This is a genomic window from Paenibacillus sp. FSL P4-0338, assembly GCF_038002365.1.
Classification (GTDB): Bacteria; Bacillota; Bacilli; order Paenibacillales; family Paenibacillaceae; genus Paenibacillus_AQ.
Genome location: NZ_JBBOCG010000001.1, coordinates 1,942,222 through 1,963,770, shown reverse-complemented (window position 1 = coordinate 1,963,770; position 21,549 = coordinate 1,942,222). Strand labels below are relative to the sequence as shown.

Here is a 21,549-nt window from a genome sequence, read left to right as displayed (position 1 = left end):
ATTTTATTTTGGCGTAGTGTACAATGTTTGATATAGTATACAAATGATCAATCTACTTGAAAAGGAGTACATACAGATGAGAGATGATCTTTGCCGGATCGGCATTATTGATATTGGTTCCAACTCCATACGACTTGTAATTTATGACACGACACAGGCAGGCGGCTACAAAATCATCAAGGAATGTAAGTACTCTGCCCGTTTGAGCGAGAAGATTACGAAGGAAGGCCGGCTGGAGAAGAAGGATATGAATACAATCATACCTGTTCTTCAGCAGTTCAAGGAGATTTGCGATGATTTTGAAGTAGAGAGAATCCGTGCAGGCGCCACCGCCGCCATCCGTAATGCAGCTAACTCTGCGGAGATCATCAGCTATCTGTCCGAGGCTTCGTCCATTCCGATTGAAGTGGTCAGCGGATATCAGGAAGCATATTTCGGCTTCCTTGGGGTGATCAATGCTTTTGACGTCCAGGACGGCTTCGTGATTGATATCGGCGGAGGGAGTACCGAGGTTACCTTATTTCGAGGACGGCGTTATCAGCAGAGTATCTCGTTCCCGTTCGGTGCGGTCAACACGAATCAGATGTTCAGCCAGGGCGGCAACTGGAATGCGGAGCAGATCCGCAAGCTGCAATTATACGTAACCGGCAGGCTGGTGGAGCATGACTGGCTATCGACGGGCACCGGACTTCCGCTATACGGGCTGGGAGGAACACTTCGCTCACTGGCGAAGCTCGATCAGCGGAACCGCGATTATTCGCTGCCTAATTCCCATGGCTATGTTCTGGAGAACGAGACGATCGAACGGTTCATGGAGGTTCTGCCTGTTACCCCCTTTGAGAAGCGTAAGGACCTGGACGGGCTGTCCAAAAGCCGGGCGGATATCATCGTGTCCGGGCTGATTATTTTCCATACCGTCTATCATTACATTGGTGCCAGCCAGGCGCTGATCAGCGGGGAAGGCCTGCGTGAGGGCATGCTGCATGATCTGCTGGAGCCCGAGCAGCCGGTGCGTGACAGCGCGCTGGAATACAGCCTGGATACGATTATCCGCTTCGATATCCGTACCTCTAAGCGGCATCTCGACCATATCAACAAGCTGGCGCTGAGCCTGCTGGGGGCCTTTGAGCGGGAAGGGGACCGGGAGGAGCAGGAGATGCTGGTCTATGTGGCGATTATGCTGCACCGGACAGGCTCCAACATTAACTATTATCAATCTAAGCGGCACACCCACTACTGGCTCATGAATTCACCCATCCGCGGACTGACGCACCGCCAGCTGATTCTTAGCGCGTACATCGCTTCTTACAGCACAAAAAGCCGGAAGCAGAAATTATCCCTGATGCATAAGGACATTTTGCTGCCTTCCGACGAGGAATGGATTCATAAGCTGGGTACATTAGTGCAGTTAAGCATCGCGCTGGACAGCACCGAGATCGGCATTGTCAGCGGGCTGAAGTCCCGTCTGCATAATCATACGCTGGATCTGGAGCTTCAGGGCGGACAGGTGCTAATTGGCCTGGAGGACATTGAGAATGCGCTCAAAACCTTCAGGAATGCTTGGTCGGTGAAGGTAAAGCTCGGCTTCCCTTCCAGCGGGTAACATCCATAGCGGCGAACTGGCTCCGGAGCGGGGCCTTTTTGTCGTCGATCCGTTCATAATATCCGTTTGGCTGAAGGAAGCTGGATTTGATATTGTCCATCAGCGACAGCTCCAGAATTTTGACAATCTGATCGCGGATACCGCTATCCTTGACCGGACACATCAGCTCGATCCGCCGGGTCAGGTTACGCGTCATCCAGTCGGCACTGGACAGGTAGACCTCGGGATCGCCGCCGTTCTCGAAATAATAGATACGTGAGTGCTCCAGGAAGCGGTCCACTATGCTGCGTACCGTAATGCGCTCACTGAGGCCTTCAATTCCCGGACGCAGGCAGCAGACTCCCCGGACGATCAGGTCGATGGACACTCCCGCCTGGGCTGCGCTGTACAGATAATCAATAACCTCCTGGTTCGACAGGGAGTTCATCTTGGCGATAATCCGTGCAGGCCGGCCTGCGGCAGCATGTTCTGCCTCACGCAGAATCAGCTTCTGGAGCGACAGGCTCATGTTAGTCGGTGCTACGATGAAGGAGTTCCAATTGTAGTTGGCAGAGTAGCCTGTCATCTGATTGAACAGCTCGGACGCATCCAGGCCAATCTCGTGATTGGCGGTGAACAGGCTAAGGTCGGTATAGGCCTTGGCCGTGCTGTCATTGTAATTGCCTGTTCCCACATGAACATAGCGGCGCAGCTCCGAGCCTTCCTGGCGGACGATCAGCGTTACCTTGGCATGGGTCTTGAGGCCGACGAGACCGTAGACCACGTGGCAGCCGGACTGCTCCAGCTTACGCGCCCAGGCGATGTTGCGTTCCTCATCGAAGCGGGCCTTCAGCTCCACGACCACCGTAACCTGCTTGCCGGACTCGGCTGCATTGGCGAGCGCAGTAATCAGCGGAGAATTGCCGCTGACCCGGTACAGCGTCATTTTGATCGCCATCACCTGCTCATCCTCGGAGGCCTGGATAATGAAATCCGTCATCGCATCGAAGGATTCATATGGATGATAGACCAGCACATCTCGCTGGCTCAGCACCTCGAAGAAATCTTCATTCTCATCGAATTCCGCCGGATACATCGGCTCAACAGGCGGATAGAGCAGATAGCTGAAGCCCTTCAGACTGCTGGTGAAGCTGCGCAAGAAGCCGAGATCAAGCGGGCCTTCGATTTCGAAGACGAAGTCCTCCAGCTCGAATTCAGCCTGCAGCTGCTCCAGCGCATACGGATGAATGCCTTTCTGGACTTCCAGACGGGCAGGCACACCGCGGCGGCGTTTGCGGAGCTCTTTCTCAATCTCCTCCAGCAGGTCTTCTGCGCCTTCTTCATCTATCGTCAGGTCAGAGTTGCGGGTCAGGCGGAATTCACTGACGGCTACCGGATCATAACCGCTGAACAAGGTCTGAATATGATGGCGGATCACATCTTCAATGAATACGAATTGCCGTTTCTTGCTGTTCGCGCGGTGCGGCAAGGGAATGCAGCGCGGCAGATTGGACGGAATCTGCAGAATGGCGAAGTAAGGCTCTTCCTCCTGGCTGTTCTTGCGTGTCAGTACGACAGCCAGATAGATGAACTGGCTGTGGACCAGCGGGAACGGACGGCTCTGGTCGACTGCCATCGGAGTCAGCACAGGGAAAATAATATCACGGTAGTATTCCTCAATCGACTGCTCCTGTGCCGGTGTTAAGTCTTCATAATCAACGAACACAATGCCTTCTTTATGCAGGCTGCGTGAAATATCCTTGAAGGTGCGATACTGGTCTGCGACGATTTTGGTGACCCGTTTGCTGAGGCGTTTATAGAGGCCGGAGGGCGTGTAGCCGGTGAAATCTTTTTTGGTATATCCCGCCCGGATCTGATCCTGGATGCCCGCTACCCGGACACTGATGAACTCATCCAGATTACTGGACACGATGGCCAGGAATTTAGCCCGCTCAATCAGCGGGTTCTCCGGGTCTTGTGCCTCGCCGAGCACCCGGCGGTTGAACTCGATCCAGCTGAGGTCACGGTTAAGATAGGCTGTTGCAGGACTGATGGTGTTGATTTTTTTCTCATCTGTATTCACGTTCATGGACCCTCCAAGGTTGCTTCAATGTCTAGTTAAGATATCGTATTCTTTCATTCTACTATTTGCTTGAGTGAGAAATGTTAAAACTGTGTAAAATTTTTGCGAATATTCAGGAAACATGGCATATTTATACCGGGTCCCTTAATAATGATTAAGAATATGTAATATTTACATTCTTGATAACGCTTTATTTAGGATAATTATTTCCAATTGCCACAAAAACATAGCCAATGGTTACAAAGTTGTGATATATTCATTACTGTTAGTTTACAAACCTGGCGTCACCATTGAAGGAGGCAATTCATGAAACTCAAGATCAGAGCCATCACCGCCCTGGCGGCCGTACTGGGACTCGGCACCTTGCTTCACGCAGCTCCCGTTCAAGCCGACAGCGTACATATCGCTGGAGATACTACTACCTATTATACTCTATCCAATCATTATGGCATAAGCGTTGATGAGCTTATGAATGCGAACCCGCAGATTTCAGCGCTAAATATCTATCCCGGGCTGAAATTCACCATTCCGGGTGATGTTCAAGCCAAGACTGTGGCAGTAGCCAATACTGCAGCAGCTTCAGTAGAAGCTGTGGACGCAGCAGAAGTTCAAGCCCTGAGTGTGCAGCCGGCAACCAACACAGTTCAAGCCTGGGGCAAAGAATTTAATTATGCCAAAGTGCTGCAGGTCAAAGCTTCCGCCTATTCCTCGGCAGCCAGCGAGAATGGCAAGTGGGGAGCGGTCGATTATTTCGGCAATGCGCTGAAGCTCGGAACCATCGCCGTTGACCCGAGCGTGATTCCGCTGGGAACGAAGGTGCTCGTGACCGGGTATACCCATCCGGGCCTTCCGAAGCAAGCCTTCGTAGCGACAGCGACGGATATGGGGAGTGCGATCAAGGGCAACCGGATCGATATCTTTATTCCGGGCAGCCAGAGCTTTGTAGCCGATTTCGGTTATCAGTATGTACATTTATATATTATTGAATAAACCGATAATGAATCTTTGCACCATAGTAAGCGCAATACGTAATCATGAAAAGGAAACAAAACCAGGCAGCTTCCGCCGGTTTTGTTTCCTTTTTTAAATTATAAGAATTTATATGTTACACACGATAACTTATCCTTATATTTCTCGCTGAAACGATACCTTCCTTAAAAAGGACGGCAAAGCCGTTTCCGCTTGTTAGGACTCTAATGATCAAGCGGTTATTTGCTCTTGCTGACCTGGAGCATCTGGGGAACGGTCACGAAGCTGTATCCCCGCTGCCGCAGAATGCCGATGATCTCTGGCAGCGCCTGCAGCGTCCCTTGGAGGTTACTGCCTCTGCCGCCGCCCCCGTGCTGAAGGATAATAGCCCCTCTGCCGGCCCGGGAGAGGATATTGTGCTTGACTTGGGTTTTGGACAGTCCTCTCCAGTCGAGCGAGTCAACGTTCCAGTTCACCAGCTTATAGCCATGTGACTTCGCCCACTTCACCTGCGGCTCGTTGATATCGCCATACGGCGGGCGAATCAGCTTCGGCTTGTATCCGGCCAGCAGCTGCAGAATATTCTCCGTGCGGATAATCTGGATGCGGAAGGCATTCATACTCAGCTTACTGAACTGGGGGTGATTATAGGAGTGGTTGCCGATGGCATGGCCTTCGCGGATCATCCGTGCTACCAAGGCAGGGTGCTTCTCCGCACGGCTGCCGACCACGAAGAAGGTGGCTTTGACTTTATATTTACGCAGCACATCCAGGAGCTGCGGGGTGAAGCGCGGATCAGGCACATCATCGAAGGTAAGAGCGATCATTTTACGGCGGGGACCCTGGGTCTTGAGGGTCTCCGGGTATTTGCGCAGCAATTGGCTGAGGGAGAGGCCCTTGCTCTTTTTATGGCGGCTTACTGAAGATTGGGAGGCTGACGATCCGGCCGGCACCGCCGTTTCGTCTTCAATAGAAGCTCGGGGCCGGGAAGATGGCAGGATCTCTTGTGCCGGCACTGGCGCAGGACTATCTGCCGCTGCTGCTGCAGAGACAGATACTAGCTCAGCAGCAGGTGCAGACAGGGCCAAGGCAATGACAGATATAAACAGCACAATGCGGCGGAATATTGTCAGTTTCATCAGGACGATGCCTCCTCCAACCACGGGTCCGGTTAGTTTAGAATATAAGGGTTGTTATTTCCAAGCAGCCGTGAATTTATGCCGATGCCGTACCATCTGCAGAGTATTCAAAGATTTATCACTTTCCCAAATCGTTGTATACTGAGATGGATCATAGATACGGGAAGGATGAGACAAGCATGGCTGATTTGTTTACACCTTATGAACTTAAGGCTTTAACCCTGAAGAACCGCGTGGTTATGCCGCCGATGTGCCAGTATGCGGTTGAGAAGCAGGACGGTGTTCCCACAGACTGGCATCATGTGCATTATGTCAGTCGTGCTGTCGGCGGGACAGGCTTTATTATTGTAGAGATGAGTGGAGTTCACCCCGATGGACGGATCACCAATCAGGACACCGGGATCTGGGACGATGGACAGATTCCGGCGTACAAGCGGTTAACGGAGGCCGTTCATGCCTTTGGAGCGAAGATAGCGATTCAGCTCGGTCATGCCGGTCGCAAAGCTGTCGATGCCGCCCCGCCGGTTGCTCCTTCAGCGATTCCGTTCGACGGCAACTATGCTATGCCCAAGGAGCTTAGCCGTGAAGAGATTGCGGAGCTGATTATCGCCTTCCGGGAAGCGGCGCGGCGCGCGGTTGAAGCGGGATTCGATACTGTCGAGCTGCATGGAGCCCATGGATACCTCATCCACCAGTTCCATTCCCCGCTCTCCAACGTCCGGGATGATGAGTATGGCCAAGACCCCATCTTGTTCGGGGAACAGGTGGTAGAGGCAGTGCGTGAGGTACTGCCGGCTGAGATGCCGCTAATCATGCGGGTGTCCGCCAAGGAATATGTGGAGGGCGGTTATGATGAAGCTTATGCGCTGGAATTCTGCCGCCGCTATAAGGATGCAGGCGTAGACCTGTTCCATGTATCCTCGGGCGGGGAGGGGCCGATAGGCTCGAATGGCGGCCCTAATGCAGGATCAGCTTATCAGGTGGAGCTTGCCGAGTACATACGCAGTGGATTACAGGTCCCCGTTATCGCTGTAGGACGCCTGGAGTCCTATGAGGAAGCGCAGGCTGTGATAACGGAAGCGAAGGCAGAGCTTGTAGCTGTAGGCAGAGGCCTGCTCAGTGACCCGTACTGGACGCTTCATGCTGCTGAGGCGCTGGGCGGAATTGATTCGTCCGATCTGCCCGCACCCTATGTGCGCGGAATCTGGAACAAGAAATAGAGGGCATCATTTGTGAATAATGTCACAGATTTTAAGTTCCTTCTAAGGCATGGTTAATAAGATTAAATTTGAAGGAGCTTGATAACGTGGCGACGGTGATTAGTAATGAGCGGCTGGCTGAAGGAGTATACCACCTGGTAGTTGAAGGGGGGAACAGCGGGGAGATGGGTCAGTTCTACATGCTGCGGGCATGGGGAGCCTATCCGCTGCTGTCAAGACCCCTTAGCATACATCAGGTGAATGATAACGGTGTTGAATTCTTGTATCACATAGTAGGCGAGGGTACTGAGATCCTTGCCGGATTGAATCCGGGCGATCCGGTGGAGCTGGAGGGGCCGTTCGGTACAGGCTTCCCGCAGGTAGAAGGTAAGGTTGCGTTAGTGGGCGGGGGGATCGGAATTGCTCCGCTGTATTATTGTGCGCAGAAGCTTCCGCGAAGCGATATCTATCTCGGCTTCAGCCGTGAGCCATTCCGTACTGAAGCCTTCCGTCCTCTGGCTGCTGAGCTGACCGTCGATGTAGGCGGACTGATCCTGGACAGCGTGGATTTCTCGGCGTATGACAATATCTTCGTCTGCGGCCCGCATCCGATGCTGAAGGCTGCACAGCTCAAGGGCATAGCCCTAGATACCGCAGGTAAGCGCCCAGACGTCTATCTGTCCCTGGAGAACAGGATGGCCTGCGGCATCGGCGCTTGTCTGGTCTGCAGCGTCTCCTGCAAGGACGGGCAGCGCAAAGCCTGTGCAGACGGTCCTGTCTTCCTGGCTGAGGAGGTATTATTCCATGATTAATACAACTGCAACGATTGCCGGTGTATCCTTCAAGAACCCGATTGTGATGGCTTCCGGCACCTTCGGTTTCGGCCGTGAATATGGCCGGTTATATGATGTTTCACTGCTTGGCGGAATCTCCGGCAAAGGGCTTACGCTTCATGCCAAAGCCGGTAATCCCGGAATCCGCGTCTATGAGACCCCTTCCGGGATGCTGAACAGCGTAGGACTTGAGAATCCTGGTGTAGAAGCTTTTCTGGCCAAGGAACTTCCGTATTGGGAGACACTGGATACCGCACGTATCGTGAACCTTGGCGGCAACACGCTGGCGGATTACGTACTGGGTGCTGAACTGATTCAGCGTGATGCGGATGCCCGTCTTCTGGCCGGAAAGCCGGCCGTGGATATGATTGAGCTGAATATCTCCTGCCCGAACGTGAAGGAGGGCGGGATTGCTTTTGGCATCAAAACTCCGGCAGCCCAGGAAGTGGTTCGTGCGGTACGGGCGGCTACAAGCCTGCCGCTGGCCGTGAAGCTGTCGCCGAATGCCGAGGATATCGCAGAGATGGCAGTGATGTGCGAAGCAGAGGGCGCGGACGCCGTCTCTCTGATCAACACGATCTCCGGGATGAAGATTGATGTCCGCCGCCGCCGCAGTGTGTTCAATAACCTCTATGCGGGACTGTCCGGACCGGCGATTAAGCCGGTGGCTCTGCGTATGGTGCATCAGGTATCCCGCAGGGTAACCATTCCGGTAATCGGTATGGGCGGCATCACTTCGGCTACGGATATTATTGAATTTATTATGGCTGGGGCCACTATAATACAGGTTGGAACCTACAACTTCATGAATTTGCGGGCGGGCAGTACGCTTGTAGAAGAATTGCAGCAGTTTATGGAGGAAGAGAATATTTCCTCACTGGATGAGATCCGTGGTATTGTATAGGCAGCAAGCCGGTATACAATGATCTTTTTGCCGCAGAATGAGAGATCTCTACAGCCTATGGTTAATATAAAGGGAGGGGAGTTCAGCTTGCCAATGAATCCGGTGCATCCTGATGATATTGTGTTATCCGAGACCGAGGTGGGCCGTGATCTGCTGCTGCTGATTACCGGGGGTGTGCGCCATATCGGTGCCGCAAGTACAGCGTACATGGACGGAGACCTCGTGCGGGTGATGACCTCTGCCGTTCCCCATCATAAGGAGCATACGATCAGTGAAGCCATTGCGCTTAAGGCTGCTGCCGCATTGAACCGGACAGTCACGGTTGTGATGGGCATTCACTATGACGATCTGAGCAAAGAGGGCATCCTGGAGGTCGTAAATATTGTGAATGATAAGGTGGAGCAATATTTATTACAGAAGACCGGAACAAATTTTTGAAACGATCCTCTTCTCTCTGCGTAAAAGATACCATTGAACCACTAACTTTACTTTTGGAGGAATGAACCATGTCTATATTTAAAAGATTGCGTGATCTGACCATGTCCAATGTGAATGCGATTATTGATAAAGCAGAAGATCCGGTTAAAATGACCGACCAGTACATTCGTGACATGACGGAGGATCTGGAGGATGCCGAGAAAGCGGTAGCTGCCCAGATCGCTATTGAGAAGAAATTCAAACAATTGTACGAAGAGCAGGAAGCGCTGGTGAACAAGCGTAATCAGCAAGCTCATGCAGCCGCTCAAGCCGGTAACGCCGATCTGGCCCGCCGTGCTCTTGAAGAGAAGAAATCGGCTGAAGCCAAGCTTGTAGAGTACAAGGCCAGCTTCGACCAGAACAAGGCTTCCGCCGACAATCTGCGCGGCAAGCTCGACGAAATGCGCAAACAGCTTACCCAGATGAAGAACAAGCGGGAGACACTCGTTGCCCGTTACAACGCTGCGAAGGCGCAGACCGAAATCAACAAAGCGATGAGCGGCTTCAGCTCCGACTCTGCTTCTGCCGGACTCAAACGGATGGAAGACAAGATGCTGCAGGCCGAAGCACAGGCAGAAGCCAGCAACGAGATGAGCTCGGGCAACAAATCGCTGGATGATGAGTTCGAGAAGCTAGGCAAAGACCAGGCGGTTGAAGATGAGCTGGCTGCGCTGATGAAGCAATACGAGAAACAATAACATATTGGCATAAGCCGGACTTCAGGCAATTGTCCACAGGCGAAGGGGAGACAGAACCAGCGGTTTCTCCTTCGCTTTATGTTTGTCTTACCGGTTAGGAAATATGAACAAGCGGGGGCTGGAGTAATGGATTTCGATACCCTGGTGTCCATGGTAGTATGGACGGTCAGCGGCGCAGTGCTGCTGTGTGTGCTGATGCTCGTGGATTCGTTGTTTACCCGTTATAATGATATGGAAGAGCTGAAGGCGGGGAATATGGCCGTGACTACCCGGCTGGTGTTGAAGCTGCTGTCACAAGGCTATATTTTATCGGCATCCATTGCTGCGGCGAACCGGCTCGGGACCGCCCTTATAGTCTCTATAGTATCTTTTGTCCTGTTATTCGTGCTGGAGAAGACGGTAGAGCAGCTCCTGAGCCGGTGGGGGAATCTTGAACTGGATCATGGCACCCAGCTTGGCAAGGTCGGCTACGGCCTGATGGCAGGCTCGCTGCATGTGACCGGAGCATTGATTATTGCGGCCTTTATTCGCGGATAAGAAAGATTAACGTACCAATCTGTAGGAGGATGATGGCTTTGGGTCTTTGGAAAAGAATCGGCAATCTGTTCTCGAAGCCGGAGGCGCCTAAAGCGCCCGCAAGCATGCTGACTCTGTCTCCCGGAGATATCTGTGAGGTCTCCCTGGTCACCTATGAAGTGACGGGCCGGACGAAGACGAGCGGCCGTAATGCAGTTGTACTGACACTGCGCGACGGGAGCCGGATCGCCTATCTGTATATAGAAGAGCGGGAAGAGCTGCAATACAGATTGTATCACCCGATAGACGGGCGTCTGGACAGTCCTTCCGAGGTCCCGGCTACCCTGGAGCTGGATGACCGGACCTTCTACCTGGAGGAAGAATATGAAGGGTATGCCGCCGTTACCGGGCAGACGCCTTATATGAACGGCGGGGAGCAGCATGTCTGGCAATACCAGTCGGATGATTCGCGGCTGCTGCGCGTGGAATGGCAGAATGGACGGTTCATGCTGTATGAGGGTGAAAGTGTCCTTTCGGCTGACGTAAGAGTGATCCGCGCATCTTAAGCTTGAACTGGAGCAGGGCAGGGCTGCTGGCAGCAGACAATTGAATAGAATCGGGATTGAATAAGGGGTGCATGCGCTTGTTACAGGCCAGTGCATCCCTTTTGCCATGTCTTCATGTTAGAATGGGGCATAATTGGCTTAATGAGCAGCAAACCACCGGATGGAACAGAAGGAGTGAATTCAACAGTGATTAACCGAGAGAACCATAACAAGGACTATAGCAGGGAGAATAACAAGGAATTTAACAACGAATACAGTAATGATAAATTTCAGCGCGCAGCGCTTCAAGTTACAGTGGCGCAAGGCAGGCTTAAGCCTTATGCTGCGCTGCTTGCGCTGGAAGCTGTACCCCTGGATCGCAGCAGCGGGCGGTATCTGGGTGAATCTATTGCTGCACCGCATCCTTTTCCGGCATTTGACCGCTCCAGCATGGACGGCTTCGCCGTGATTGCGGCAGATACTTTAGCGGCAGGGGACCCTGACACGGTCTGGCTTGAAGTCGTTGATGTCATTCCCTGCGGCGCAGTAGCCTCCAGAGAGATTACGGCTGGCACTGCTGCGCGCATTATGACTGGCGCTCAGATTCCAGGCGGCGCAGACACCGTGATTATGATGGAAGCTACGGAGAGCCGGATGGAGGGCGGAGTCACTTATGTCGGTATCCGTAAGCCGCAAGAGCGGGGGTTGCATATTACCCCTTGCGGTTTGGAGCTTAGAACAGGTGATCCAGTGCTTCCTGAAGGGACTCTAATCGGCGCTGGCGAAATTGCTGTTCTGGCAGCGCTCGGGGTGGCGGAGGTTCCTGTCCGCCGCAGACCCAAGGTGGCTGTCTTCGCTACCGGAACTGAACTGCTGGAGGTGGACGAGCCGTTAGTCCCGGGCAAAATCCGCAACAGCAACTCTCCCATGTTGGAGGCGCTAATCCGGGAAGCGGGCGGTGAGCCCGTGATGCTGGGTGCGATCATCGATGATCTGGAGCTGGCCCGCAGTAAGGTGCAGATGGCACTGGAGAGCTACGATCTGGTGATTACTACAGGCGGCGTATCTGTCGGGGATTATGATATTATGGGGGATTTGGTCCGTGAGCAGAGTGGAGAGATGCTGTTCAATAAAATAGCCATGCGCCCCGGCAGCGTCACTACGGCAGCCGTTCGCGGCGGGAGCATCCTGCTCGCCTTATCCGGCAATCCGGGCGCCTGCTTCGTAGGATTCCAGCTGTTTGCCCGTCCGGTCATCGGACTGATGCAGGGGGCAGCACATCCGTATCTGCCGGAATGGACAGTAGTGCTGGGTGAAGATTATAAGAGAACCAACAGCTTCACCCGTTATGTCCGTGCCCGTCTGGAGATCCGCGAAGCAGTGCTCTATGCTTATCCAGCCGCTGTAGACGAGTCATCCGTCACGGTTACGATCAAAGACAGCGACTGCCTGATCGTCATCCCGCCGGACAGCGGACAATTATATGCCGGGGACAAGGTAACTGTGCTGAAGCTGCCGGGTGAGATCTGGGGGTGAGTTTTGACTAAATGAATTGGGGAGCATCAGAACTTAAGAGGTGAGTTCATTTAGAAGTGAGATGAGGCGATGGATGGACGGATGAATGACTGAATGAATGACTGGAAGAGGTTCGCTTGAGGCGAGCTTTCAGGGATAGATGTATTCTGTACAATTAAAAACGGTAAAAGCAAGGAGTTCCTTGACTAATTGTAGTCTGTACAACTAAATTTGCCCGTATGGGCGAGAATCGAGCAAAGAACTAACCAACTAAATCTTTATTATTTAATTTCATCATATGAAAAATTCATAATAGTTATTATGGATTAAGGTAACTAATTGTATTTTCTGCAATAGAAAACGCATAGTTGACCGTGAAATGAAATTCTATTGTACTTCATACATTAGAATGGTGTGTTTTGGATGAAAAAGGGCCTTTGTTCAACATTCGATTGTACGGAATACAATAGATTCTATTTTGAAGCCGTTATTACCGCATTCTATTGTACTAAGTACAGTTGCTATCTTTCCAGCGCCCACAGCATCCGACTAACTGCTGCTTTGAACTCAAAAGTATTTAAAAATTCAACACATGAAAAATTCACAATAGTAAGTTCAAAACACTAACCAGCACCCAACAAGCAGAATCACCCAATCGCGCGACAGCATCCAACGCCGTAACCGCAAAACCCGGTCACAAAGGTAACAAACAGAACCCTCCAGTATTCTATTAGGGGACAGTCCCTAGACAGAAACGGGAGGGCTTTTAGGATTCATAAGGGGACAATAAGGTCTAGCCTATGTGTTAAAGTCGACTACAATGATTACTGGGCCGTTAAAATCAGCGGTCCATCTGCGGTGATGGCAATGGTGTGCTCATACTGCGCGGATAGTTTGCCGTCAGCCGTTCTCGCGGTCCATTCATCATCGTCTATGGAGATCTGGTATGTGCCTTCGTTAATCATGGGCTCAATCGTAAACACCATGCCTTCTTTGAGGCGGATGCCTTTGCCTGCGGTGCCGATATGCACGTAGCTCGGCTCCTCATGCAGGCTTCGTCCGATGCCATGCGCCAGCAGATCACGCACAACCGAATAACCGTGTGCTTCGGCATGCTGCTGGATAGCCGATGTGATGTCACCCAGCCGTCCTCCCGGAACAGCCCGGGCGATGCCCAGGTCGAGGCATTCCTTCGTAACCTGCATTAATCTCTGCGCCTCCGGCCCGATCTCACCCACAGCGTAGCTCATGCATGAATCTCCGAACCAACCTCCGTATTGCGCCACAATGTCCAGCTTCAGCAAGTCACCTTCCTTCACGACCCGCTTGCTGGATGGAATCCCGTGAGCAACCACATCATTAATAGATATGCAGGTCTCGGCAGGGAAACCGTTGTAGCCTTTGGTAAACTGCTTGCCGCCGAGCTTGGTGATATGTTTGGCCACAAAATCATTAATTTCAAGCGTGGTGATACCGGGTACGATCCGTTTGGACACCTCACGGTAGCAGTCGGCAACAATTTGGCTGGCTTGCTTCATCTCTTCAATTTCTCTGGGGGATTTAAGAATAATCATGTTGTGTGTATCCGCTCCTTAATCTTTCAATAGTTTCAATATTTTATAGTTTAAGAATTCTGACGATCTCCGTTGCATCTTCATTAAGCTGCCCTCTGCGGAGGGACAATGCAGCACAGCCGACCAGAGCGGCTAACAGCATCTCCGTGTGCTGCAATTCATGCTGTGCATCGACAGTTGCTCGCTCATGAGACACTAAGACCTCCGTAAGTCCGGTGCCAAGCAACGTGGACAACGGGGTCAGCACCTCCCGGCGGAACTCGGCAATGAGCGGGGAAGAGCGGGCTTCAGGCAGAGTAGGGAATCCCTCACCCGCCTGCTTACACAACAGATAGATAGCGTGATCTTCCGCCCATAGCTGCAATAGCCGCACCCCGGCGGCAGAACTGACAAGCGGTATCTTTAACGGCAGCTCCGGCTCTGCCATATGCAGGGACTTCAGCCATTCCCCGGCCCGGTCGAGCGCATCCCATAACAAGTCGTGAAGCAAATCGCCCTTGTTGCTGTAATAATGATAGACCGTACCATAACCGAGACCGGCCTCCACAGCCACATCCCGGATTTCTAATAGAGGCCCTTTATTCAAAAATACGTCCGCTGCTGCCTTGCGGATCTGCACCAGCCGCCGCAGCCGGATATCTTCGTTCTGTTCCTTCGTGCGGGGAGTCATCTTATCCGTTCACCTCGTTTATTTTAGACCTGCTGTCATGTCAATATAAAACATCAGCAGGCAAATGGCAAGGGGAAAACGTTGAATAAATATGCTGAACATCACAAAAAAACCGGATAGAACATCATCCGGTTTATTCATCTCAAGCCCAGTGCTCTGGATGCCTTAAGGATTCTGGCAGCTTGGTGGACGGGCTGCCTTGCGCAGCTTGCAGCTGTGCCTGAGTCAGGAAGAGGCTGCCCCGCAGATCGGCTCCGCTTAGATTCGTGTCGCGGAAGTCCGCGCCAATCAGATCGGCGAACCGCAGGTCAGCGCCGCTGAGATCCGCAGCGATCAGATATGCGCCGCGTAAGCTGAGGCAACGGAGGTCGGCCCCGCGCAGCTTGGCCCCAATCAGATCGGCCCCGCGTCCATAGTTCTTCTGGCGCTTCGGAGCCGGGGCAAGCTGCTTGCGGGCAGCGGTGCGCGCTAGCTCGCTAGCACGCAGCAGCAGCTCGTTGACTTCAGCGCGGTGCACAGGCACTTCGAGCTGAAGCAGCTTTTCCGGACTGAGCAGGGTGAGAGCCTGTGTCTGATCCAACATTTTGATAAGTGAATCATGCAGGGTCTCGGTCCCGCGCAGCGCCAGTGCCTCGTGCAGATACCATAGCAACTCATGCAGCTGGCGCATAACAGGAAGAACCTCGAACATCTGTCCAGCAGTCTCGGGAGCCTGACGCCAGTCGCGTCCGCCATAGGTTAGATTGGAGATTTTCTGCCCGGCCCCGAAGCAGTCATATACCGTACATCCCCGGAAGCCGCGTTTTCTCAGCTCAGTATGAATGCCGCAGAGGAAGTCCTCCCGCAGATTGGGACAGGGCTGTCCGGCAGGCTTGTCTATGGCGAAGTCTGAGGAAGCAGAGAAATGAAGTGCTGCGCAGCATAGTCCGAAGCAGTTCAGACAATCCGATTGCAGCTCCGGCAGTCCGGGGTTCGTAGTATGGGATTCAGAAAATGAATGATTGTCTAACAAATGTATTCCTCCAAAAAATGAATAGGATTAACATAGCGGTTCATGCAGATTACTGCGGCGGTTCATTGTCCATACGGCGTTCAATCGCCTCAGACATCGTTTTATCCGTGAGATGGGCATAGATCTCGGTAGTCTCTGTAGAAGCATGGCCCAGTTGTTCCTTTGTCCGGTAGATGTCATTCTGCAGGTAATAATCGGTGGCAAAAGAGTGCCGCAGCTTATGCACCGTCAGATAAGGCTTGCCGAACCGTTTGGCGTATTTGATGATCATCTCCTGGATCGCCCGTTTGGTCATCCGTTTGCCTTCTTTGCTGCCGTTGGGCAGGGCAATGAAGAGGGCTTTTTCCCGTTTCGGCGTCTTATACCTATTCTGGCGGAGGCTTAGATACAAGCTGAGATCATCCTTCGACTGTTCCCGGAAATAGACCGGGGTCTTGAAGGTCTCGTCGTTATGACCCTTGCGGAATACATAGAGCAGCTTATTAGTGACATCTATATCATCCACGCTCAGATTAACCACCTCGGAGACGCGCAGGCCGGAATTCAGGATCAGACTGGCAATACAGGCATCCCGTTCACGGTTAAGCTGCCAAGAATAATAAGCCTGCTTATTGGCTTCCACATCTGTGCCATATCCTTCATAGATGTAGCCTACGAACTCCAGCAGCTCCTCGTCCTCCAGAATTTTACCTTTGAGCTTGGCGGCGGTATCCTTCGGTTTGTGAATGCGCTTGATCTCAACCTTGGCCATAATATTACGCTTCAGCAGCGGGTAAAAGTTCTCATCCTCAGCAATCTGGCTTAAGTAATGGAACAGGGAGCGCAGCGCAGACAGCTTACGGGATACGGTCACCCGCGAATTGGCATTCTCAGCCCGGGTGGACAAGTGCAGACGGTAGCCGACAATGCTGTCCATATGCAGGGTCTCAAGCTCAAGGAGTGTGATGTCAGCATTGCTGGCCGCAACAGACAGACCTTCACCCCGCAGCCAGCCGAAAAAGGATTCATAGTCACGGATATACTCCAGCAGCGTGGAGGGGGACAAATCCGGCCGTTTATAGTCGATAAACTGCTGGACAAACCAGGGCATTTGCGGCAGCCGCTGATCCAGGTTTGCCCGGTCGGCCGCTTTTTGAATACTGATGTGCTTCACCTTCTTTATAGTTTCCCCAAGGGGGAGGGCTGTCCTTCTATCTTACCATGTTTCTGGCAAACCTTGCTCCTGATGAGACATATAATATAGGCTAATTTTAAAGCTCTTGGAAAATCCTTGGAGACACTGAGAAATCTTGCTGTTAAAGGGTTTTTGTTAGAATTCTATTTACTGATTATTACTGATTAGTGACTAGAAGAAGGCCGTTTTGATTGCTTTTGTGACCTAGTTGTGATTTCTCATTTGAGTCAAGGCATGTGATAATGCTAGCTAAAAGCTTAATTTATCAGTTTTTTATTTGTGACTTTCCGAAGTGAAAAATGCATTGAAAAGTTGATAATTGAAAAGCGTTTTTCTTGATTGATATTTGTACATCTACCTTACAGATGCATGTACTTTTTTACTGGATTTAACGAATTTAAATAAAGAAAAAGCCCACTTGTGAGTAGGCTAATAAGAAGAGTTACTAATATTGTATGGTGGTAACAATCCCATCTTCTAAATAAATATATCTATAGTTTGAATAAACCCATTGCTCAGATACTCCATATTCCGTAATTGTTTTGTTTACATCTTTTGGTGAACCCCATCTCGAATTAATAACATCATTTGCAGTCATTCCGATAGAGGGGGTAGGAAATGTTGATTCGGCTTCTTTCTCACTTGTAGATTTAACCGATTTATATTTCTTTTGATTAAGATAATCTTCTTTCCATTCTTCTTTAGTTTTCATTTGAAGCTTTTGTTCTAAAATCAAGTCGGAAAATTTTCCATTATAATCTATTGGAATTTCGTTTAAATAATAAAACATCATATCATCATCACCATCTTGCCCACTAACAACTGATTCGGCAAAATTATATAGGGCAGAAAATTCTTTATTTGTATCTTTCAACATTACAGTTTCTGAAATAACAGTATTAAAATCACCTTGATTTATTGCATTTTTTATTTTGTTCCATGTATCCAATTCTATTTTTTTATTTTCTTTAACTTTTAGGGCTTCATTGATTTCCGTTAACGAATCATAATAATCAATTCGTTCCTTCTGGAACACTTCAACAAATTTGGTTATCTGATCTTTAAACTCACCAGAGTAATCTTCAAGTTTGAGTTTGTTTATCTTAGCCAAAATAGGTTCATACAATTTAAGTTCATCATTACTGTTACTTAACTCTGCAAATTCTATTCTGATATCAATATACGATTTTAACAATTCTAAATCTGCAACATTATGTGAAGTAATGTCCGTTGTGTACTTTTTTGCTTCTGCCCACTTTTCTTCAGTAATGTATTTATAAAGATTAATCTGCTCTGTAGAAGGTGGGGGAGCGGGGGCTATCGAAGATTTTGTTTTTTCATTAGTAGAAGTAGTTTCAATTATCTTGGTAGAACTATTATGTTTCTCTTGTTCGGTTCCATTGCATCCAGTTACCCCCATCAAAATTATCAATCCTATAACAGTTAAAGTGTTTTTATTTCTTAATATATCCAACCCTAAACCCCCAAGATATTTTTCCTAAATTCTACCACTCTAAATGTATTAGGTATATAGTATCTCATATTTTAAGTTCAAAATACACTGGCAACCAAATAATAGATGCTAACGTACTAATTTCCGAGGTAAAATATTACTATAATAGTCAAAGGGGGATGTTGTATGGGATCTGGCGTTAATGTTAGAGTTTCAAGTAATATTTATTGGACTCTGATGAAGTTTTTTTTAGTAGGAATAGCAATTGGGGAGATATCACTATTTTTTATTGAATTAGTTAATCATGTTAATTCAAAAGTATACCTTTATCAAGATTTATTCATATTGTGGATACTTAGTTGTATGTTATTTAATTGCTGGAATATTAATGATATTTAATAAGAGGGAAAGGATTATTATTTTTATTAATAGTCAGAGGTTAGATTTGCTTCTTATCCTCTTGATTGGCTTTTTTCTTGTTTTCTTCTTTGATACGTTTAGCAAGGATTTATATAGACAAAGCATTCAATGGCTATCGGCCACTTTTATCGTTAAACAAACCATAGCAATTGGATTCTTGCCATTAATATTTCTTTTATCTGTTCGTTTAAGGAAGCTACAACTACATAATCAAACAAAATCTCGTAAAGATAAGAAATCGCATTTTATGGATGATAGCGAAGTAAAGGATGTTGAAAATGATTATTTTGGGTTTAATATTCAAGCAAAGAAATTTGCAAAGAGTGTTTATAACTTAGGTTCTTCAAAAAGTTTGGTTTATGGGATAGACGCTCCTTGGGGAACAGGAAAATCTACTTTTATTAATCTATGTAAGATTTATTGGGATGAAAAACTGAAAAATGAGACCATAGTTTTTGACTTTACCCCTCTAAAATATGAGAATAGAGATAACTTATTTGAGAAATTTGTCAATGGGTTGATTATCGAACTTAAAAATCATGTATATTCTCCTGAACTTGAAGGACTTGTTTCAAAATATGCTAGGCTTTTAAAAGATACAAAGGCTACATATTCCCTTTTTGGAGTTAGATTTAACATCCCCTTTAGTAATGATTCAATAGATAAGGCATTTGAAGAACTAAAATCAGTTATAGAAAGTATAAATAAAAAGATAATTATTGTTGTTGATGATTTAGACAGAATAAGTTTCTCCAATATGATGGAGATATTATTTGTAATAAAGAAGGCATTCAATATACCTAATGTTTCGTATGTCCTCTGTTATGATACTGAAAGCTTGAATAAGCTTGATCAATATAAACTTGATAAAGAGAAAGTATCTGAGTTTCTTGAAAAATTTATTAATATTAAAACTAGTATTTTCCTTGATTACAACCTCCTTTTAAACTATTTTATTGAATCTCAAAAACAAGAAGTGCAAAAATCATCAGATTTCAAGCTAATAAATAGGTCGTTGGACGGGCTCAAGGAGATTTTTAAATCATTAGACTTCCATTCATATCTTCCATTTATAGGTGATGCTAGGAAGTTGAAGACATTTATAAATACCATCAAATTACTACAAATAGAAGAAACTGATATTGAAAATGCAGATTTCCATACCGGAGACTTTATCCATCTAATGTTAATTTATATAAATTACCCAAAAGTATTTAGAAAAATTTATAATACTGAAACAGATGGTAAAAATGAATTCTTTTCCGCGAAATATAATTTTGGTGGTGGGGATGGTAAGAGACTATATTTTAATTCAGATAAATATAAGGAATATATCCAGGGATTGAGTGAGAATGAGAAGTTTCTTTTAGATATGATTTTTGAAGTGGAGCAAAGATTTGGAAAAGTGGAAATTACTAAAGAAATTAGTTCTACACGCGCATGTTTTAATGGATCAGCATTAGGGAAAAGGAATCTTGAAACATACATTAAGCTTATTGTTACTAGCTATGAACCTCAAAAAACAGAAAGTTATATATTTTATGTTAATCTGAGAAAAAGTATCTTGAATGGAAAGAAAATAGAAGACGTTTTCCAAAATAGCGATTTTTCAGATAAAAATGGGGAAGAATTGCATAGGCAGCTATGGACTGAATTAGTCACAGCCCCTCCTAGTGATTATTCTGTTGAAAAAGCAATTGAAGTGATTAATTATTTAATACAAGTATTACCGAATTATTCAATACTTGAGCTAAATGGGGAAGGGGGACTTCGTAGAAGGTTGCCATATATGCTCGTGAAAATGCTTGATAGATTTGGATGGGTGGACAAAGCTGGGGTACGATTCCTGAATAATGTTGAAAATATCTCTCAAATTGCTGAATGGATCTTTGGAGAAGGAATTCATACTCAAAATGGTATATTAGACAAGGTCGGTGATGCAAGCCGGGGGGGCTTAGGTTTATACGATTTATTATCATTTAGACTTAGTTGTTGCCAAGACCGTGGAGGAGAGGTATTTAATCTTTCAAGAAGCTTGATTAACCATGGAAACGCTCGAAAAGATAGCCTTATTAATGAAATGCGTGAGATTTCTCAAAAAGTATTCAAAATGTTCAAGGAGCAATACATTGATAAAGGGAAGAATATTTTTTCCGAAATAGAACAGTTAACCTTTAATCAATTAACAGGTAAATATTCTGAGTATTATCATGAATTGCAAAATGATAGTAATAAAGAGATTTTCATCTCAAAAAACTCAATCATCAACTTTATGATATATCAATTAGGGAATACCATTATTGACCATGGTATAGGTTGTGGATATTACGATATCAAAGGAACTAACGATAACAATGGAATCAATGAACAAATGAATAGGTATTTGTTTGATATTTGCTTTAACCCAGATTCAAGCTCAGAAAGTTATATATATTTCATTGATTATTTACTGATGAATCTCCAACAATATCGTGATGATGGAGATAACTTAGAGTACATTTCAAACCTAGAAGGTTTTAAAAAAGTTTTAAAAGTTGAACAACTGTCTGCTTATTGGAAAGAACATGGGGAGTTGATAAAACAACAAGATTTTGGAGAACGAAAAATTTATACGAGAAACTATACTGCAACGTATAGAGACGATTTAGAGCATGTATTTAAAACACTGGATACATTGCATTAAAAAATAATTAAGGTACTTTTTATGAGTTGACAAAAAAGCCCTGAAACATGAACTGTGACCCACAAGAAAGACACTTTGAAAAAAGTGACCATCTTGTGGGTCT

Annotated in this window: 18 protein-coding genes; 11 read left to right on the top strand and 7 right to left on the bottom strand. The window is 47.8% G+C overall.

The genetic code is table 11. From position 1 onward, the window contains the following. The first annotated feature begins 76 nt into the window (after positions 1–76). Complete coding sequence (locus MKZ07_RS08555; protein ID WP_036695424.1) at positions 77–1,603, top strand: Ppx/GppA phosphatase family protein; 1,527 nt, start codon at positions 77–79, stop codon at positions 1,601–1,603. Here MKZ07_RS08555 and ppk1 read toward each other — a convergent pair. Then, positions 1,551–3,671: a polyphosphate kinase 1 gene (gene ppk1 / locus MKZ07_RS08550; RefSeq protein WP_036695423.1), complete on the bottom strand. Its 2,121-nt coding sequence runs from the start codon at positions 3,669–3,671 to the stop codon at positions 1,551–1,553. The two genes, MKZ07_RS08555 and ppk1, sit on opposite strands and share 53 nt — an antisense overlap. A gap of 300 nt (positions 3,672–3,971) precedes the next feature. Between ppk1 and MKZ07_RS08545 the strand changes: the two genes are divergently transcribed. After that, positions 3,972–4,655 (top strand): 3D domain-containing protein, encoded by a 684-nt coding sequence (locus MKZ07_RS08545; RefSeq protein ID WP_036695422.1) that lies wholly within the window; start codon positions 3,972–3,974, stop codon positions 4,653–4,655. 218 nt (positions 4,656–4,873) lie between these two features. Here MKZ07_RS08545 and MKZ07_RS08540 read toward each other — a convergent pair whose 3' ends face one another. Then, positions 4,874–5,773: a polysaccharide deacetylase family protein gene (locus MKZ07_RS08540; RefSeq protein ID WP_445670276.1), complete on the bottom strand. Its 900-nt coding sequence runs from the start codon at positions 5,771–5,773 to the stop codon at positions 4,874–4,876. A 179-nt stretch (positions 5,774–5,952) separates the two neighbouring features. On the opposite strand from MKZ07_RS08540, the gene MKZ07_RS08535 reads away from it, so the two are divergent. The 8 genes from MKZ07_RS08535 to MKZ07_RS08500 all read left to right on the top strand — a co-directional run bounded on the left by MKZ07_RS08535 (position 5,953) and on the right by MKZ07_RS08500 (position 12,481). Continuing rightward, positions 5,953–6,993 (top strand): NADH:flavin oxidoreductase/NADH oxidase, encoded by a 1,041-nt coding sequence (locus tag MKZ07_RS08535; RefSeq protein WP_036695420.1) that lies wholly within the window; start codon positions 5,953–5,955, stop codon positions 6,991–6,993. An 86-nt stretch (positions 6,994–7,079) separates the two neighbouring features. Then, positions 7,080–7,784, top strand: a complete 705-nt coding sequence (locus MKZ07_RS08530) for a dihydroorotate dehydrogenase electron transfer subunit (RefSeq protein ID WP_036695419.1) — start codon at positions 7,080–7,082, stop codon at positions 7,782–7,784. Next, complete coding sequence (locus tag MKZ07_RS08525; protein WP_036695418.1) at positions 7,777–8,709, top strand: dihydroorotate dehydrogenase; 933 nt, start codon at positions 7,777–7,779, stop codon at positions 8,707–8,709. Before MKZ07_RS08530 ends, MKZ07_RS08525 begins: the two co-directional genes overlap by 8 nt. A gap of 93 nt (positions 8,710–8,802) precedes the next feature. Continuing rightward, complete coding sequence (gene lpdD / locus MKZ07_RS08520; protein ID WP_341027940.1) at positions 8,803–9,147, top strand: prenylated flavin chaperone LpdD; 345 nt, start codon at positions 8,803–8,805, stop codon at positions 9,145–9,147. A 68-nt stretch (positions 9,148–9,215) separates the two neighbouring features. Beyond that, positions 9,216–9,884, top strand: coding sequence for a PspA/IM30 family protein (locus MKZ07_RS08515; RefSeq protein ID WP_036695416.1), 669 nt, complete (start codon positions 9,216–9,218; stop codon positions 9,882–9,884). 126 nt (positions 9,885–10,010) lie between these two features. After that, on the top strand, positions 10,011–10,421 hold the full coding sequence (locus MKZ07_RS08510; RefSeq protein WP_036695415.1) for a DUF350 domain-containing protein: 411 nt from the start codon (positions 10,011–10,013) through the stop codon (positions 10,419–10,421). A gap of 38 nt (positions 10,422–10,459) precedes the next feature. Continuing rightward, on the top strand, positions 10,460–10,966 hold the full coding sequence (locus tag MKZ07_RS08505; protein ID WP_036695414.1) for a DUF4178 domain-containing protein: 507 nt from the start codon (positions 10,460–10,462) through the stop codon (positions 10,964–10,966). A gap of 294 nt (positions 10,967–11,260) precedes the next feature. Beyond that, positions 11,261–12,481, top strand: a complete 1,221-nt coding sequence (locus tag MKZ07_RS08500; protein WP_445670301.1) for a molybdopterin molybdotransferase MoeA — start codon at positions 11,261–11,263, stop codon at positions 12,479–12,481. Between the two features lie 803 nt (positions 12,482–13,284). Here MKZ07_RS08500 and map read toward each other — a convergent pair. From map to MKZ07_RS08475, 5 genes are all read right to left on the bottom strand, one after another. Further along, a complete protein-coding gene (gene map / locus MKZ07_RS08495) occupies positions 13,285–14,034 on the bottom strand; it encodes a type I methionyl aminopeptidase (RefSeq protein WP_036695413.1) in 750 nt (249 codons plus the stop codon). A 43-nt stretch (positions 14,035–14,077) separates the two neighbouring features. Continuing rightward, a complete protein-coding gene (locus MKZ07_RS08490; protein WP_341025534.1) occupies positions 14,078–14,704 on the bottom strand; it encodes a TetR/AcrR family transcriptional regulator in 627 nt (208 codons plus the stop codon). A gap of 142 nt (positions 14,705–14,846) precedes the next feature. Continuing rightward, positions 14,847–15,716, bottom strand: coding sequence for a pentapeptide repeat-containing protein (locus tag MKZ07_RS08485; RefSeq protein WP_036695411.1), 870 nt, complete (start codon positions 15,714–15,716; stop codon positions 14,847–14,849). 49 nt (positions 15,717–15,765) lie between these two features. Further along, positions 15,766–16,860, bottom strand: coding sequence for a tyrosine recombinase XerS (gene xerS, locus MKZ07_RS08480; RefSeq protein WP_341027936.1), 1,095 nt, complete (start codon positions 16,858–16,860; stop codon positions 15,766–15,768). A 475-nt stretch (positions 16,861–17,335) separates the two neighbouring features. Then, the gene (locus tag MKZ07_RS08475; protein WP_341025533.1) at positions 17,336–18,364 is read right to left on the bottom strand and encodes a hypothetical protein; all 1,029 of its coding nucleotides are present in this window, start codon (positions 18,362–18,364) and stop codon (positions 17,336–17,338) included. Between the two features lie 283 nt (positions 18,365–18,647). Between MKZ07_RS08475 and MKZ07_RS08470 the strand changes: the two genes are divergently transcribed. Continuing rightward, on the top strand, positions 18,648–21,446 hold the full coding sequence (locus MKZ07_RS08470) for a P-loop NTPase fold protein (protein WP_341025531.1): 2,799 nt from the start codon (positions 18,648–18,650) through the stop codon (positions 21,444–21,446). Positions 21,447–21,549: the final 103 nt, after the last annotated feature.